This is a genomic window from Klebsiella sp. D-Nf1, assembly GCF_002810515.1.
GTDB classification, from domain to species: Bacteria; Pseudomonadota; Gammaproteobacteria; order Enterobacterales; family Enterobacteriaceae; genus Klebsiella; species Klebsiella variicola.
The window spans coordinates 413,909-430,947 of sequence record NZ_PIOK01000003.1 but is presented as its reverse complement, the minus strand read 5'-3'; the positions used below and the strand labels follow the sequence as shown (position 1 = coordinate 430,947).

General features: G+C 61.4%; 15 protein-coding genes. 11 read left to right on the top strand and 4 right to left on the bottom strand.

Annotated features, from left to right (window positions below; genetic code table 11):
* Positions 1–155: 155 nt before the first annotated feature.
* Entirely contained in the window at positions 156–941 is a 786-nt protein-coding gene (locus CWM54_RS15870) for an SDR family oxidoreductase (protein WP_100681425.1), read from the top strand.
* Positions 942–993: 52 nt separating this feature from the next.
* On the opposite strand, the gene CWM54_RS15865 is transcribed toward CWM54_RS15870, so the two are convergent.
* Positions 994–1,599 carry a glutathione S-transferase gene (locus tag CWM54_RS15865; protein ID WP_100681424.1) on the bottom strand — a complete coding sequence of 202 codons (606 nt, stop codon included), beginning with the start codon at positions 1,597–1,599 and terminating at the stop codon, positions 994–996.
* 253 nt (positions 1,600–1,852) lie between these two features.
* On the opposite strand from CWM54_RS15865, the gene CWM54_RS15860 reads away from it, so the two are divergent.
* Positions 1,853–2,746, top strand: coding sequence for a LysR substrate-binding domain-containing protein (locus CWM54_RS15860; RefSeq protein WP_100697744.1), 894 nt, complete (start codon positions 1,853–1,855; stop codon positions 2,744–2,746).
* Here CWM54_RS15860 and CWM54_RS29510 read toward each other — a convergent pair.
* Positions 2,743–3,999: a mechanosensitive ion channel family protein gene (locus CWM54_RS29510; RefSeq protein WP_046882446.1), complete on the bottom strand. Its 1,257-nt coding sequence runs from the start codon at positions 3,997–3,999 to the stop codon at positions 2,743–2,745. The genes CWM54_RS15860 and CWM54_RS29510 overlap by 4 nt on opposite strands.
* 224 nt (positions 4,000–4,223) lie before the next feature.
* On the opposite strand from CWM54_RS29510, the gene ivy reads away from it, so the two are divergent.
* Positions 4,224–4,670 carry an Ivy family C-type lysozyme inhibitor gene (gene ivy, locus CWM54_RS15850; protein ID WP_008805565.1) on the top strand — a complete coding sequence of 149 codons (447 nt, stop codon included), beginning with the start codon at positions 4,224–4,226 and terminating at the stop codon, positions 4,668–4,670.
* Between the two features lie 46 nt (positions 4,671–4,716).
* On the opposite strand, the gene betT is transcribed toward ivy, so the two are convergent.
* Positions 4,717–6,750, bottom strand: a complete 2,034-nt coding sequence (betT, locus tag CWM54_RS15845; RefSeq protein WP_016160452.1) for a choline BCCT transporter BetT — start codon at positions 6,748–6,750, stop codon at positions 4,717–4,719.
* 128 nt (positions 6,751–6,878) lie between these two features.
* Here betT and betI point away from each other — a divergent pair, with 128 nt between their 5' ends.
* The 3 genes from betI to betA are packed head-to-tail and all read left to right on the top strand — an operon-like array spanning position 6,879 to position 10,630.
* Positions 6,879–7,466, top strand: a complete 588-nt coding sequence (betI, locus tag CWM54_RS15835; protein WP_004151671.1) for a transcriptional regulator BetI — start codon at positions 6,879–6,881, stop codon at positions 7,464–7,466.
* Positions 7,467–7,479: 13 nt separating this feature from the next.
* A complete protein-coding gene (betB, locus tag CWM54_RS15830) occupies positions 7,480–8,952 on the top strand; it encodes a betaine-aldehyde dehydrogenase (protein ID WP_100697742.1) in 1,473 nt (490 codons plus the stop codon).
* Between the two features lie 13 nt (positions 8,953–8,965).
* On the top strand, positions 8,966–10,630 hold the full coding sequence (betA, locus tag CWM54_RS15825) for a choline dehydrogenase (RefSeq protein ID WP_100697740.1): 1,665 nt from the start codon (positions 8,966–8,968) through the stop codon (positions 10,628–10,630).
* Between the two features lie 120 nt (positions 10,631–10,750).
* On the opposite strand, the gene CWM54_RS15820 is transcribed toward betA, so the two are convergent.
* On the bottom strand, positions 10,751–11,446 hold the full coding sequence (locus tag CWM54_RS15820; RefSeq protein WP_100697738.1) for a GNAT family N-acetyltransferase: 696 nt from the start codon (positions 11,444–11,446) through the stop codon (positions 10,751–10,753).
* Positions 11,447–11,651: 205 nt separating this feature from the next.
* Here CWM54_RS15820 and CWM54_RS15815 point away from each other — a divergent pair, with 205 nt between their 5' ends.
* The 5 genes from CWM54_RS15815 to CWM54_RS15795 all read left to right on the top strand — a co-directional run bounded on the left by CWM54_RS15815 (position 11,652) and on the right by CWM54_RS15795 (position 16,716).
* A complete protein-coding gene (locus tag CWM54_RS15815; RefSeq protein ID WP_046882442.1) occupies positions 11,652–13,220 on the top strand; it encodes an ABC transporter substrate-binding protein in 1,569 nt (522 codons plus the stop codon).
* A gap of 120 nt (positions 13,221–13,340) precedes the next feature.
* Entirely contained in the window at positions 13,341–14,363 is a 1,023-nt protein-coding gene (locus CWM54_RS15810) for an ABC transporter permease (RefSeq protein WP_100697736.1), read from the top strand.
* Entirely contained in the window at positions 14,363–15,196 is an 834-nt protein-coding gene (locus CWM54_RS15805; RefSeq protein ID WP_100697734.1) for an ABC transporter permease, read from the top strand. The genes CWM54_RS15810 and CWM54_RS15805 overlap by 1 nt, the downstream gene beginning before the upstream one ends.
* Positions 15,189–16,025: an ABC transporter ATP-binding protein gene (locus tag CWM54_RS15800; protein WP_023297191.1), complete on the top strand. Its 837-nt coding sequence runs from the start codon at positions 15,189–15,191 to the stop codon at positions 16,023–16,025. The genes CWM54_RS15805 and CWM54_RS15800 overlap by 8 nt, the downstream gene beginning before the upstream one ends.
* Positions 16,012–16,716, top strand: coding sequence for an ABC transporter ATP-binding protein (locus tag CWM54_RS15795; RefSeq protein ID WP_008805556.1), 705 nt, complete (start codon positions 16,012–16,014; stop codon positions 16,714–16,716). Before CWM54_RS15800 ends, CWM54_RS15795 begins: the two co-directional genes overlap by 14 nt.
* Positions 16,717–17,039: the final 323 nt, after the last annotated feature.

Genomic DNA, 17,039 nt, shown 5'->3' with positions numbered 1-17,039 from the left:
CATTGGCGCCACCACTGCGGGACGGCCCCCGGTGGCGCTTCGCTTACCGGGGCTACGTAACACCGCCGGAGGGTAGCCCGGATAAGGCGCTACGCGCCGCCATCCGGGAAACAGGGCTCCCGACGTTCGACACTATATTGAAGAGAGTAAACACTATGATCGGTAAAGACTTTGCACAGCAGCTGTTTAACCTGCAGGGGCGCGTCGCCTTCGTCACCGGCGCCGGCAGCGGCATCGGCCAGACCATCGCCTGCAGCCTCGCCAGCGCGGGTGCGCGGGTAGTCTGTTTTGATCTTCGCGACGACGGCGGGCTGGCGGAAACGGTCAGCCAGATTGAATCCATCGGCGGTCAGGCTTGTTCTTATACCGGCGATGTCCGCCAGATTGCCGACCTGCGCGCCGCCGTCGCGCTGGCCAAAAGCCGCTTTGGCCGCCTCGACATCGCCGTCAACGCCGCCGGGATCGCCAACGCCAATCCGGCGCTGGAGATGGAGAGCGAGCAATGGCAGCGGGTGATCGATATCAATCTCACCGGCGTATGGAACTCCTGCAAAGCGGAAGCGGAACTGATGCTGGAGTCCGGCGGCGGGTCGATTATCAATATCGCCTCTATGTCGGGGATTATCGTTAACCGCGGCCTCGACCAGGCGCATTACAACTGCTCCAAAGCCGGCGTGATCCATCTGTCGAAAAGCCTGGCGATGGAGTGGGTGGGCAAAGGGATCCGCGTCAATTCCATCAGCCCGGGCTATACCGCCACGCCGATGAATACCCGTCCGGAGATGGTGCACCAGACCCGCGAGTTTGAAAGCCAGACGCCAATGCAGCGGATGGCGAAGGTGGAAGAGATGGCTGGCCCGGCGCTGTTCCTCGCCAGCGACGCCGCCTCGTTCTGCACCGGCGTAGACCTGGTGGTCGACGGCGGGTTTGTCTGCTGGTGATCCTCTCCGGCTTCAGGGCGCCACGCTGCGGCGCCCCTCTCCATCCCTGCCGTTAACCCAGCGGATACTGTTGAAACGCCGGCAGCGCCTCCCCCTGCTCCGCCAGCGCACGGATATGCGCAAACGCCGCTGCCGACACCACCGCCGGGATCATCAACTGGATAAAGGACCAGACCACCGTGCTGGTGACCATCACCTGGTCCGGCTGCGCGGCGGCGGCGCGGTCTGCCAGCCGGGCGTCCCATTCCCGACAGGCGGCGAGCAACTGGCCGGTCACCCGGGCTATCCACGGCTGATGCTGCTTTTCCTCCGGCCGCAGACGGTGCTCATAAACATGCTGGACCGCTTTTTCACTGGCGGCGAGGATCACCCCCAGCAGGTGCAGATCGCGGGCCAGCGCGTCAGGGTGCGCGGGAAGCAGCCGGCGCCCGGTGGGATTGGTCGTTTCGAAATAGTGGAGGATCAGGGAGGAGTCCATCAGCTGCGTCCCGTTATCGAGCACCACCGTCGGCGCCTTGACCACCGGATTAATACGGGAAAATTCGTCAAAGCCGCTAAAGACCGAGAGCGGCAGGCTCTCGAATTCCACGCCATAGAGCGCCAGAGAAACCGCCACGCGTCTTACATAAGGTGAATCCATCATACCAATGAGTTTCATCGTCACTCCTGCCTGCGATAAAGGGGTTGCGGCTTTACCTTACTGGAAAACCGAGGCCGCGAATATCACGGGATACTTACCGCAATGGTTAGTCAAACTAACAGATTGGCGATTCGCGGTAGCCCTCCTGTCCCCCCTGTGCTATACCGACTGAGACAGCATACATCCCCTTTTCAGCCTGTTCGCAGCGGCGTTAAAACCCGCTAACCCGGTAGTAACGTTAACGTATCGACTCACTGACAGAGAGATCACCATGGCAGATTTCCCCCCTGTCGCCAGCCTGCGCAGCTTTGAGGCGGTGGCGCGCCTCGGCAGCGTGACGCAGGCCGCCCACGAGATGAGCGTGACCCATTCGGCGGTCAGCCAGCATATCAAACAGCTGGAAGCGCTGGTCGGCGTCACACTGTTTATCCGCCACGGCCGCGGGGTGCGCATCACGGAAGAAGGACGGCTCTATGCCCTGCAAATCCGCGAGGCGTTACAGCACATCGCCGACGCCACGCGCATGGTGCAGATCAAACCCCGCACCCTGGAAGTGACCCTGGCGACGCTCCCCTCCTTTGGTTGCCACTGGCTGCTGCCGCGACTGGCGCGCTTTCAGGCGCGGCATCCGCAGATCGCGGTGCGCCTGCTGACCAGCCTGGCGGTGGTTAACCTGCAACAGGAGGGTATCGATCTGGCCATTCGCATGGGGCAAGGCGACTGGGAGGGGATGGAAAGCCGGCATCTGTTTGCCGATGAACAACTGGTGGTGGCCGCGCCGCACTATCGCAGCGGCGACCTGCCGACCACCCCGCAGGCGATCGCCGCCAGCGATATTATTTTTTCCATGGAGTCCTGGAACGCCTGGTGCAGCCAGGCGGGACTGGAAAAGCCGATCGTCCCCTCGGGCCTGCGCCTGAACGACTCCAATCTGGTGCTGGAGGCGGTTCGCCTGGGGGCCGGCGTGGCACTGGAGCGGCGCTCCCTGGTGGCGGGGGCGATAGCCCGCGGCGAGCTGGTGCAGCTCACCGCCGTCACCGTCCCCTACCCCTGGCACTACTGGCTGACCCTCTCCCCGCAGGCGGAGAACCGGCCGGAAGTTGCCCGGTTCATCGCCTGGCTGGAGGAGGAGATCGCCCTCTGGCGCCAGCAGATCAGCGCTTAGCCTTCAGCCGACGGCGGCAGCCCTGTCCGGGCGGCATGCTCCTGGGAGAGACGCCAGAAATCGTGCCCGGCGGGATACTGATAGAGGCGCAGGGAGAACTGCCCGGCCACGGCGGTAATGTACTCAAATATCGCCGACTGGGTGTTTTCGTAGTCTTTCCACAGCGTTGAGGAGGTAAAGCAGTAAATCTCCAGCGGGATGCCCGACGGCGACGGTTTCAGCGTTCTCGCCACAATGTACATCTCCTTAATAATATCTGGTCGCTCGGCGAGATAGTGCATCAGATAGTGGCGAAACAGGGTCAGGTTGGTCAGCCCGTTATCGACAAACCAGCGGTCGGCCACGCCGCCGGGATCCCGGCCATCAAGCAGCGTGCTCAAAGGCTCACTCACCCCACGGATGGTCAGCATCGAGGAGAGCATCTCCTGGTCGAGAAAACGCACCGAGTGCTGATCGATGGCGATACTGCGCATGATCCGCCGCGCCCCGGAGGAGAACATCGCCTGCCAGTTGGTATAGGTCTCGGTGAGGAAATTCTTCGTCGGGATGCGGGAGATGGTATTGTCCCAGTTGCGGATGGTAATGGTGTGCAACGCAATATCCGTCACCTCACCGCTGAGGTTCTTGTCAGGCATTTCAATCCAGTCCCCCAACTGGAGCACGTCGTTAGACGACAGCTGAACGTTCGCCACCAGCGACAGCAGGGTATGCTGGAACACGATCATCAGCACCGCCGCCACCGCCCCCAGACTGGAGATAATAATGATCGGCGATTTGTTCGACATCACGGCGAGGATCATAATCGCCGCCAGGATGTGAACTAAGATTTTGCCTATCTGGATATAGCCCTTAATGGAATGATTTTTACGTTTGGTCTTTCGCAGATAAGAGCTGTTGACAATATCCAGCATCTCGTTGAAAAACACCGACATAAAAATAAAAAACAAGATCCCGCAGATGGTATTAATCGCCGTCACCAGCGATGCCGGCATCGCTGGCATAAACTGCAGGACGTAATAGACGATAATAACCGGAATGAAATTGGACAGTTTTTCGGCGATGCGTCGATCCTTCTCCAGCGGCACATCCTGTTTGTGGCTACTAAAGAAGACCTTACGCACCACTTTAATCAGCAAGAACTTGCATAAAAGATGGGCAAATATGCCGGAGACCAGCAGCAGAATAAGATTAAACCCCACCGCCAGCGCCGGATTACTCTCAATAAACGTCAGTAGATGATTCACATACGCCATGCTATATCGCCTGAATAACTATGCCATTTCGCTGACTGCTTTATCACAAGGGCATATATTTGGAAAATAAATCAATCCGCATCATGGCATATCGCTTAGCGTAACGTCCATGCGCGCACCGCTCCTAATCATTCACAGAAAATATGTCAGAGTTTGCATTAATCATTCCCTACGCTCACTATAAAGAGGCTTGTTATGAGGACGGAATAAGTCCAGGAGGAAACATGTTTAAAGCGCTTACCGCTATCATCACCTTAGCCGCCTCCGCCAGCGTCATGGCGCAAGGCGATGTCACGTTGAACAGTCTGGCCCACGATGCCGCCACCCGGGCGTCGTTTAACCAGATGGTCAAAGGCCATCAGCTGCCCGCCTGGGTAACCACCGGCGGCACCGGTTCACCGGCGCAGACGGTGAAACTGGGTAGCGAATCCTGGCAGGTGTTAAGCGCCTGCAAACCCCACGACTGCGGCCACGAGCGTATCGCGGTGATCTGGTCCGAGAAAAGCCAACAGATGTCCGGCGTTTACTCGGTGGTCGATGAAAAAACCGACCAGGAGAAGCTGACCTGGCTTAACGTCAGCGATGCCCTGTCCATCGATGGCAAAACCGTGCTGTTTGCCGCCCTCAGCGGCAGCCTCGACAACCATCCGGACGCCTTTAACTACCCGTAACCGCCCGTCGCCCCCGTCAGCCTTTCCCCGACGGGGGCTCCCCTGATTAGCCATCCGGGAACATCACGCTGTTCCCCGGCGCTTCCCGATGCAGATGGATAAAGTTCAGGTGCCGTTCGTACTGGTCGAGAATATCGGTGATCACCTGCTCTTTGCTGTAGTCCATCAGGTCGTTACCCTGACTGCCCTCCAGCAGGAAGGTCTCCAGCCGGTAATAGGTGGATTTCCCGCTGCGCGCCCGATAGGTAAAGCCCGGGACCGAGTACTGCTGCGGCCAGATCTTGTAGATAAAGTTCTGCTCGTCGCCCATGTGCACCAGCAGATCGAGGTGGCCCAGGTTCTCGCCCTCTTCCGGCGGCAGGCTCTTCAGTTCCACTGCGGCGCCGCGCAGCCGCAGCTCCTGGGCTACCTCTTCCATCGCCGGGTAGCACACCGTCTCCATCATCTGTTTGGTATAGCGCGTGCCCGGGTAATTCATCAGCCGCGACAGGCGCTTCTTCCAGCTCAGACGATCCTGGAGGCCCATCGGACGCGGGGCGGTGTCGCGACTGGCGCTGACCCGGCGGTAATCTTCCACTTTCAGGGATTTATACAGTCCGGCCATCACAAAGAAAATCACAAAGCTGAACGGCAGCCCCATGATCACCGTGGTGTTCTGCAGCGCCGAGATGCCGTTGGTCATCAGCATCCCGAGGGTCAACAGACCGATGGCCACCGACCAGAAGATGCGCAGCCAGTTCGGGGCATCGCTGTTGATGTCCTTCAGCTTCGAGGTGAAGTTCCCCAGCACCAGCGCGCCGGAGTCGGCGGAGGTGACGTAGAACAGCAGACCGGTAATGGTCGCCACCGACGCGCTAAAGGTAAACGCCGGGTACTGCGCCAGCAGGCTGTAGAATCCGCGCTCCGGGTGGACCATCGCCTCCTCGGCAAAGGCCGCGTCGCCGTGAATAATCTCATACAGCGCGCTGTTGCCGAACACCGACAGCCACAGCAGGGTAAAGGTGAAGGGAATAATCAGGGTGCCCATCACAAACTGGCGGATGGTGCGCCCGCGCGAAATGCGCGCCAGGAACAGGCCCACAAACGGCGACCAGGCCACCCACCACGCCCAGAAAAAGAGCGTCCAGTTATTCATCCATTCCACCGGGCGGTCGAAGGCGAAGCTGTTCAGCGTCATGCCCATAAAGCGGTTGACGTAGTCGCCGACGTTCAGTACTAACGCATTGAGCAGGAAGGAGGTATCGCCCATGAACAATACAAACAGGATCAACCCCAGCGCGAGGGCGACGTTCAGCTCGGAGAGCACGCGGATGCCCTTGTCCACCCCGGAGGTGACCGAGATGGTGGCGATGATCACCGACAGCGCAATCAGGGCCGCTTTCGCCGCCAACGAGTCCGGAATATCGAACAGCACGCTCAGACCGTAGTTGAGCTGCACGACGCCGATACCGAGGGTGGTGGCGATGCCGAAGATGGTGCCGATCACCGCCGCAATATCGACGCTGTGGCCGATGGGCCCATTGATCCGTTTGCCAAAAATCGGGTACAGCGCCGAGCGGATGGTGAGCGGCAAATTATAACGATAGCTAAAGTATCCCAGCGCCATACCCATCAGGGCGTACATCGACCAACCGGTTAAGCCATAGTGAAACAGCGTCCATACCATCGCCTGGCGCGCCGCCTCGATGGTCTGCCCCGCCCCTTCCGGCGGCTGCATATATTGCGTCACCGGCTCGGCGACCGAGAAGAACATCAGGTCGATACCGATCCCGGCGGCAAACAGCATCGCCGCCCAGCTCAGCAGGCTGAACTCGGGCTTTGACTGCTCCGGGCCGAGCTTCACCGAGCCGAAGCGCGAGCAGGCAATGCAGACGACGAAGACGATATACAGCGTCGCCGCCAGCAGATAGTACCAGCCGAAGGTTTTCGACACCCAGTCGAGGGTGCGCCCAATCCACTCGGCAGAAAAATCGCGAAAAAAGATCGTCATCAGGGAAAACAACAAAATCAGTCCGGCCGAGGTATAAAAAACCACCGGATTGATTTTGTCCTTTTCTCTGTTTTGCGAAAGATCTGTCATCCAGTATCCCCACTGTTTTTGTAACTATTAAAATTCAATAACGTAACAATTAAGACACATTTTATATTGAACGTCCAATCAAAAACCGCTTTAATAGTTAACCAACGCTGATGAATGGAGTGGCAAAAATGCCCAAACTGGGGATGCAGCCAATCCGGCGCAGGCAACTGATCGACGCCACGCTGGACGCAATAAATGAAGTCGGAATGCACGACGCGACCATCGCGCAGATCGCCCGACGGGCGGGCGTATCGACGGGGATCATCAGTCACTATTTCAAAGACAAAAATGGTCTGCTGGAAGCGACCATGCGCGACATCACCAGCCAGCTGCGCGACGCGGTGCTCAACCGTCTGCACGCCCTGCCGGACGGCAGCGCCAGCCAGCGCCTGCAGGCGATTGTCGGCGGCAACTTTGATGAGACGCAGATCAGCAGCGCGGCGATGAAGGCCTGGCTGGCCTTCTGGGCCAGCAGCATGCACCAGCCGATGCTTTATCGGTTACAGCAGGTCAGCAGCCGTCGGCTGCTGTCGAACCTGGTGTACGAATTCCGCCGCGAGCTGCCGCGCGAGCAAGCGCAGGAGGCCGGCTACGGGCTGGCGGCGCTGATAGACGGCCTGTGGCTGCGGGCGGCGCTCAGCGGCAAACCGCTGGATAAGACGCTGGCGCAGTCGCTGACCAGCCACTTTATTCGTCAGCATTTACCGAACCCATAACCGAGGAGGCGTTATGTCCCGAATGGCAGAACAGCAGCTTTATATTAATGGTGGTTATACATCGGCCACCAGCGGTCGCACCTTCGAGACCATCAACCCTGCCACTGGCGAGGTGCTGGCGACCGTTCAGGCTGCCGGACGCGAGGATGTCGACCGCGCCGTTGAAAGCGCGCAGCGTGGGCAAAAAATCTGGGCGGCGATGACCGCCATGGAACGCTCGCGCATCCTGCGTCGCGCCGTCGACCTTTTGCGCCAGCGCAACGACGAGCTGGCGCGACTGGAGACGCTGGATACCGGTAAACCCCTCAGCGAAACCGCCGCCGTCGATATCGTCACCGGCGCCGACGTGCTGGAGTATTACGCTGGCTTGATCCCGGCGCTGGAAGGCAGCCAGATCCCGCTGCGCGATAGTTCCTTCGTCTATACCCGTCGCGAACCGCTGGGGGTGGTAGCCGGGATCGGCGCGTGGAACTACCCGATCCAGATCGCCCTGTGGAAATCGGCGCCAGCGCTGGCCGCTGGCAATGCGATGATTTTCAAACCGAGCGAAGTCACCCCGCTGACCGCCCTCAAGCTGGCGGAAATTTACAGCGAAGCGGGCCTGCCGGACGGGGTGTTTAACGTCCTGCCAGGGATCGGTGCGGAGACCGGCCAGTACCTGACTGAACATCCGGGTATCGCCAAAATCTCCTTCACCGGCGGCGTCGCCAGCGGCAAAAAAGTGATGGCCAACTCCGCGGCATCGTCGCTGAAAGAGGTCACCATGGAGCTGGGCGGTAAATCGCCGCTGATTATCGCGGACGATGCCGACCTCGACCTCGCCGCCGATATCGCCATGATGGCCAACTTCTACAGCTCCGGTCAGGTGTGCACCAACGGCACCCGGGTGTTTGTCCCGGCGAAACAGAAGGAGGAATTCGAGCACAAGATCCTCGAACGCGTGGGCCGCATCCGCCCCGGCGATCTGTTTGCCGATGACACCAACTTCGGCCCGCTGGTCAGCTTCCCCCATCGCGACAACGTTCTGCGCTATATCGAGAGCGGCAAACGCGAAGGCGCACGCCTGCTGTGCGGTGGCGAGGCGCTGAAAGGCGACGGTTTCGATAACGGCGCGTGGGTCGCCCCGACGGTGTTTACCGACTGTAGCGACGAGATGACCATCGTGCGCGAAGAGATCTTCGGCCCGGTGATGTCGATCCTCAGCTATGCCGACGAAGCGGAGGTCATTCGCCGCGCCAACGCCACCGAATACGGCCTCGCCGCCGGGGTGGTGACGCCCAACCTCAACCGCGCCCACCGTCTTATCCACCAGCTGGAAGCCGGCATCTGCTGGATCAACAGCTGGGGTGAATCCCCGGCGGAGATGCCGGTCGGCGGCTATAAGCACTCCGGCATTGGCCGCGAGAACGGCGTCATGACCCTGCAGAGTTACACCCAGGTGAAGTCCATCCAGGTTGAGATGGGTAAATTCCAGTCCATATTTTAACCGGGAGGTTTTTTTGCAATTTGACTACATCATTATTGGTGCCGGCTCCGCCGGCAATGTTCTGGCAACACGACTGACTGAAGATCCACACACCACCGTCCTGCTGCTGGAAGCCGGCGGCCCGGACTACCGGTTCGATTTCCGCACCCAGATGCCCGCCGCGCTGGCTTACCCGCTGCAGGGCAAGCGCTACAACTGGGCCTACGAGACCGAACCTGAGCCGTACATGAATCACCGCCGCATGGAGTGCGGACGCGGCAAAGGGCTCGGCGGCTCGTCGCTGATCAACGGCATGTGCTACATCCGCGGTAACGCGATGGATCTGGACAACTGGGCCAAAGAGCCGGGTCTGGAGCACTGGAGCTATCTCAACTGCCTGCCCTACTACCGGAAAGCGGAAACCCGCGATATCGGGCCTAACGACTACCACGGCGGCAATGGCCCGGTGAGTGTGACGACGCCGAAGCCGGGTAATAATCCCCTCTTCGAGGCGATGGTCACCGCCGGGGTGCAGGCGGGTTATCCGCGTACCGACGATCTCAACGGCTACCAGCAGGAAGGCTTTGGCCCGATGGACCGCACCGTGACGCCGCAGGGCCGTCGCGCCAGCACCGCCCGCGGCTATCTCGACCAGGCGCGAGGGCGCCCGAACCTGACCATCCGCACCCATGCGCTGACCGATCACATTATTTTTGCCGGCAAGCGCGCAGTGGGCGTCGAGTGGCTGGAGGGAGAAAGCACGATCCCGTCCAAAGCGACGGCCAACAAAGAGGTGCTGCTGTGCGCCGGGGCGATTGCCTCGCCGCAGATCCTGCAGCGCTCCGGCGTGGGTAACCCGGAGCTGCTCAGGCAGTTCGATATCCCGGTGGTGCACGATCTCCCCGGCGTGGGTGAGAACCTGCAGGACCATCTGGAGATGTATTTGCAATATGAATGCAAAGAGCCGGTGTCGCTCTACCCGGCGCTGCAGTGGTGGAACCAGCCGAAGATCGGCGCCGAGTGGCTGTTCGGCGGCACCGGCATCGGCGCCAGCAACCAGTTCGAAGCAGGCGGTTTTATCCGCAGCCGCGCAGAGTTCGCCTGGCCGAACATTCAGTACCACTTCCTGCCGGTGGCGATTAACTACAATGGCTCCAACGCGGTGAAAGAGCACGGCTTCCAGTGCCACGTCGGTTCAATGCGTTCGCCCAGCCGCGGCCACGTGCGCCTGAAGTCGCGCGACCCGCACGCCCATCCGGCGATCCTGTTTAACTATATGTCCCATGAGCAGGACTGGCAGGAGTTCCGCGACGCCATCCGCATTACCCGCGAAATCATGAACCAGCCGGCGCTGGATAAGTATCGCGGCCGCGAAATCAGTCCGGGAACAGAATGCCAGAGCGATGCCGAGCTGGATGAGTTTGTGCGCAACCACGCCGAGACCGCGTTCCACCCGTGCGGGACCTGTAAGATGGGTTACGACGAGATGGCGGTGGTCGATGGCGAGGGCCGCGTCCACGGTCTGGAAGGCGTGCGGGTGGTCGATGCCTCGATTATGCCGCAGATCATCACCGGCAACCTCAACGCCACCACCATTATGATCGGCGAGAAGATGGCTGACGCTATCCGTGGCCGCCAGCCGCTACCGCGCAGCACCGCGACGTATTATGTCGCTGGCGACGCGCCGGTTCGCCGTTAACGGGTCAATGCCGGGCGGCGGCTACGCCTTGCCCGGCCTACCCTGAGGCAATGTAACGTAGCCCCGGTAAGCGCAGCGCGACCGGGGTGCCGTTCCGGGGTTTGACCACATAGGTTGATGTTAGCGAAATGCCTCCAGGCGTTTGATCTGCTGCCCGTCGGCAGTAAAGTTCTCCGCCGCCAGCCATGCCCGCAGCGCCGCATCGCGCGCAGGCCACTCGCCGTCGATGATGGACAGCATATCGCTGTCGCGCGTCCGCCCTTTACGCACCAGCCTCTGCCGCAGACGTCCTTCCCAGCTAAAGCCCAGCCGCTCGGCGGCCCGGCGCGAGGCGACATTCATCGAATCGCATTTCCACTCCAGCCGACGGTAGCCATGGTCAAAGCCGTTCTTCAGCAACAACCAGACCGCTTCGGTACCCAGCGGGGTGTTTTTCATCCGTCGCGACCAGGTGACATGGCCGATCTCAACCGTGCCCATTTCCCGCTCGATCGCCAGATAGCTGACGATGCCCACCGCCTGCTCGCTACGCAGGTCAACCACCGCATACGGCACCAGAGCATCTTCATTCACCTTGCCCGCGATCCAGCGCGCGGTCGCCGCCACGCTCTCCGGCCGCGTAGACGCCAGCCACGTCCAGTCGCTGTTATCGCCGAGCGCATAGGCGGCAAACAGATCCGCCGCATGACGGTCAACGTCCAGCGGCTCCAGTCGGCAAAAACGGCCATTTAACGCCGTCCGCCGCAGGACTTGCGCCCCCTGCCAGCCAGGAACAAGGTCGTTCACCTGCTGGCCAAACTCATTGATTTCCGGCACACCCACCTCCTTGCAATAGACAATTTGTTATAGCAAGAAGCCAGAAGCGGAGAAAGGCGCTTCTGCGCGACCGGCAATAACCTGTCGTTCTTGAATATGCGTTTTTAGCATAAGGATATCCTTATTTTGACTTTACGCCTTTTGGCAAGCGGCCTAACGTAGCGAGGCATAAAAAATTAAAACAACCATTTTTCAGGGATTGCACATGACCAAAAAACTGTTGCCTTTACTGGTACTGACGGCGCTCACCGCCGCCGCGCATGCCGCTACGCCGCCCAACACGCTGGTGGTCGCCCAGGGTCTCGACGATATCGTCAGCCTCGACCCGGCGGAAGCGAACGAACTCTCCAGCATTCAGACGGTCCCCAGCCTCTATCAGCGTCTGGTGCAGCCGGACCGCAACAACCCTGAAAAAATCGTACCGATCCTCGCCGAAAGCTGGCAGGCCGATCCGGCGGCGAAAACCCTGACCATCAAACTGAAGCCGGATGCCACATTCGCCTCCGGTAATCCGCTGCGCCCGGAAGATGTGATTTTCTCATACACCCGTGCGGTGACGCTGAATAAATCGCCGGCGTTTATTCTCAACGTGCTCGGCTGGCAGCCGGACAACATCGCCAGCCAGCTGAAAAAGATTGATGACCATACCCTGACGCTGCACTGGACCGCCGACGTCAGCCCGGCGGTGGCGCTGAATATTCTCTCCACCCCTATCGCCTCCATCGTCGATGAAAAACAGGTGGCGCCGAACGCGAAAAATAATGACTTCGGCAACGACTGGCTGAAGATGCACTCGGCGGGCAGTGGGGCCTATAAAATGCGCGTCTACCAGCCGCATCAGGCCATCGTGCTGGAAGCCAACGCCAGCTCCCCCACCGGCGCGCCGAAGATCAAGAGCATCATTATTAAAAACGTCCCCGACCCGGCTTCCCGCCGCCTGCTGATCCAGCAGGGGGATGCCGACGTGGCGCGCGATCTCGGCGCTGACCAGATTGCCGCCCTGCAGGATAAACCCGGCGTGAAGGTGCTGAGCATCCCATCCGCCGAGCAGAACTATCTGGTGTTTAATACCGCCAACAGCGCCAACCCGCTGCTCAATAACCCGGCTTTCTGGGAGGCGGCGCGCTGGCTGGTCGATTATGAGGGCATCACCAAAAATCTGCTGAAAGGCCAGTACTTTATTCACCAAAGCTTCCTGCCGGCCGGCCTGCCGGGGGCGCTGGAGACCAATCCGTTCACCTTCGACCCGCAAAAAGCTAAGGCTATCCTCGATAAAGCGGGTATTAAGGATGCCCACTTCACCCTCGACGTGGAGAACAAACCGCCGTTTATCACCATCGCCCAGTCGCTGCAGGCCAGCTTTGCCCAGGGCGGGGTGAAAGTGGATCTACTGCCGGCCGCCGGCAGCCAGGTCTATGCCCGGGTACGCGCGAAACAGCATCAGGCGGCGATCCGCCTGTGGATCCCGGACTACTTTGATGCCCACTCTAACGCCAGCGCTTTTGCCTGGAACGATGGTAAATCCAGCACCGTGGCCGGGCTCAACGGCTGGCAGATCCCTGAGCTGAATAAAGCCACCCTCGCCGCGGTGGCGGAGCCGGACCCGGCGAAGCGCCTAGACCTGTACAAAACGATGCAGGAATCCCTGCTGCAGCATTCGCCGTACGTCTTTATTGACCAGGGGAAAACCCAGATCGTGGTGCGTGACAACGTGAAGGGCTATCAGCAGGGGCTGAACGCCGATATGGTCTGGTACGATAACGTGACCAAGTAAGCGGGTTTTGGTCACCGGGTCTGGCGGCCTCGCCTGCCCGGATGACCGACTCCTCACCCAGGCCCGGTCGGCGTCGCGCCGCCGGGCACCATGCTGATATACCAGGAATTTCCATTTTCCATGCCATCGTTTTCCACTCACCTTACCCGCCTGCTGCAGGGGCTGTTGACGCTGCTGCTCACGCTGTTCGGGCTGCTGCTGGTCACCTTCTCGCTCTCCGCACTGTCGCCCGTCGATCGCGTACTGCAGATCGTCGGCGACCATGCCAGCCAGTCGACCTATGACCAGGTTCGCCATCAGCTCGGTCTCGACCAGCCGCTGCCGGTGCAGTTCTGGCACTATCTGGTCAACCTGGCCCATGGCGATCTCGGTATCGCCAGCGCCACCGGCCAGCCGGTGCTCCACGATCTGCTGGCGGTCTTCCCGGCGACCCTTGAGCTGGCGACCCTGGCGCTGATCGTCGGCGCGGTACTGGGCATTGTCGCCGGGGTGCTGTGCGCGCGTTACGCCGGTTCGCCGTGGGATCTGACGGTGCGCACCTTTACCCTGTTGGGCAACTCGGTGCCGATATTCTGGCTCGGCCTGCTGATGCTGGCCCTGTTCTACGCCCGGCTGCAGTGGGCGCCGGGCCCGGGTCGCCTCGACGATATTTATCAGTACACCGTCGAGCCGCGCAGCGGTTTTGCGCTGATCGACACCTGGCTCTCCGGCGATACCGCGGCGTTTAAAAATGCGATCGGCCATCTGGCGCTGCCGGTGCTGGTGCTGGCCTATTACTCGCTGGCGAGCATCACCCGCCTGACCCGCTCCGCCTGCCTGAGCGAGATGAACAAAGAGTACATTCTGCTGGCGCGGGCCAAAGGGGGCGGAGAGATGACGATTTTGCTGCGCCACGTCCTGCCCAATATCCGCGGCACCCTGCTGACGGTGACCGCTCTCGCCTGGACCTCCATGCTCGAAGGGGCGGTGCTCACCGAAACCGTCTTCTCGTGGCCGGGGATCGGCCGCTATCTCACCACCGCGCTGTTCGCCGGAGATACCACGGCGATCATGGGCGGCACGCTGCTGATTGGCGTGAGTTTTGTGCTGATCAATAACCTGACCGACCTGCTGGTGCGGTTAACCGATCCGAGGGTGCGCTGATGCCGACTTATCTGTTTTTACGCCGTCTGCGCCGCTCACCCGCCGCCTTCAGTGGCCTGACCCTGGTGATCCTGCTGGTGCTGACCGCGCTGTTCGCCCCGTGGCTGGCGCCACACGATCCCAACTGGCAGGATGCCGCCGCTCGTCTGCAGGGGCCGGGGGCGGAGCACTGGCTCGGCACCGACAGCTACGGCCGCGACCTGCTGTCGCGTCTGCTGTACGGTGCCCGCCCGGCGCTGGGTCTGGTGGCGCTGGTGACCGCCATTACCCTGCCCGTCGGTCTGCTGGTGGGTATCCTCTCCGGTTACTATGGCGGGTGGCTGGAGCGGATACTGATGCGGTTTACCGACGTGGTGATGTCGATGCCGCGCCTGATCCTCGCTTTCGCGTTCGTGGCGATGCTCGGCCCGGGGCTGGTCAACGGCGCGCTAGCGTTAGCCCTGACCACCTGGCCGGCCTACGCCCGTCAGGCGCGCAGCGAAATTCAGCGCCTGCGCCATAGCGACTACCTCGCCGCGGCGGAGATGCTGGGTATTCGCGGCTGGCGGCTGCTGGTCGGCCATATTCTGCCGCTGTGTCTGCCGTCGGCGATTGTCCGGCTGGCGCTCGATCTGGCGGGCATTATCCTCGCCGCCGCCGGGCTCGGCTTTCTCGGCCTTGGCGCCCGCCCGCCGATGGCGGAGTGGGGAGCGATGATTGCCGACGGGATGCAGGTGATTTTCGACCAGTGGTGGATCGCTGCCATCCCCGGCGCGGCGATCCTGCTCGCCAGCCTGGCGTTTAACCTGCTGGGCGATGGCCTGCGCGATATTATGGAGCCGCAACATGACTGACATCCGACTGACCGTCCAGGGACTCGCCGTCGACTACCCCACCGCCCGGGTGGTGGACAACGTCAGCTTCACCCTCGGCAACGAGCGGCTGGCGCTGGTGGGCGAATCCGGCTCCGGCAAATCGATGACCGCCCGGGCGCTGATGGGCCTGGTGCGTAAGCCCGGGGTGGTGAGCGCCGAACGGCTGGAGGTGCTGGGGCGCGATGTGCTAACCCTCAGCGCCCGCGGCTGGCGCGCGCTGCGCGGCAACGATATCGCTATGGTGCTGCAGGATCCCCGCTATGCGCTAAATCCTGTGCAGTCCATTCAGACGCAGTTGGAAGAGGCGTTAACCCTGCATCAGCGTCTCAGCCGCCGTGGGCGCGCCGAGGCGGTTAAAGACGCCATCGCCGCCGTCGGTCTGGATCTGCCGGTCCTCAGCCGCTATCCCGGCGAGCTCTCCGGCGGGATGGGGCAGCGGGTGATGATCGCCCTCGCGCTGCTTAATAACCCGAAGGTGCTGATAGCCGACGAGCCAACTTCGGCCCTCGACGCCCGCCTGCGCAACCAGATCCTCGAGCTGCTGGTGGAGCAGTGCGCGCAGCGGCAGATGGCCATGCTACTGATCAGCCACGATCTGCCGCTGGTGGCCGCGCATTGCGATCGCGTGCTGGTGATGTACCGGGGGAGACAGGTCGATGAGATGCCGGCGCGGGCGCTACCGAGCGCGACGCACCCTTATACCCGCACCCTGTGGACCTGCCGGCCGAATGCGCACACCTACGGCCAAATGCTGCCGACCCTCGACAGAACCCAGGACTTTACGGAGACGGCCCATGGCGATCGTTAATCTTCAGGATTTGCAGGTAACTTTCGGCGCGAAGACGGCGGTCTCCGCCGCCAGTTTCTGTGTCGATGCCGGGGAAACCTTCAGCCTGATCGGCGCCTCCGGCTGCGGTAAATCGACGATTTTGCGCGTGCTGGCCGGATTACAGCGCGAATGGCGCGGCAGCGTGGAACTGCTGGGCCAGGGCATCGCGCCGGGTGCCCGCTTTCAGGGCGCGCTGCGGCGCAACGTGCAGATGGTGTTTCAGGATCCGTACGCCTCGCTGCATCCCAACCATACTCTGTGGCGCACCCTGGCGGAGCCGCTGCAGATCCACGGCATCCGCGACGTTGCCCCGCGGGTGACCACCGCCCTTGAGCAGGTGGGTCTGGCCGCCGACGCCGTGCGCCGCTATCCACATCAGCTCTCCGGCGGGCAACGGCAGCGCGTGGCCATTGCCCGTGCCCTGCTGCTGCGCCCGCAGATCCTGCTGCTGGATGAGCCGACCTCAGCGCTGGATATGTCGGTGCAGGCGGAAATACTCAATCTGCTTAACCGCCTGAAACAGGAGCACGGCATGACCTATCTGCTGGTCAGCCACGATGCCGACGTCATCGCCCATATGTCCGATCGGGCGGCGTTTATGGCGGAGGGCGTGATCCAGCGCTTTTTCGATCGCGAAGCGCTGGTCAACGGAGAGCACCGGATGAGGTGAGGTCAGCGGATGCGCCGTTGTTTTGTCGGGTGGCGCTTCGCTTACCCGACCTACGATTCGTGCGACCTGTCGTTAATTTATTCACCATTGTTGCTGAAACTGCCGATGCTGGCGGCCTCAACATCGCTGAGACGTTCCCGGAAGGCCGGGGCAGCCCGCATGGATGCGGGCTGAGGGCCGTGTTTTGCAGGGACGCTGCCTCGGCCCGACCCGAAGCCTGCAGGGATAAGTCGAAGGCACCACGCAGTGGCGATGTTGCTGGCCGGAGCCCGGGGGTACAGGGGGCGGCGGCGACTGGCCGCCCCCTGTGCGCTCCCTGCGCC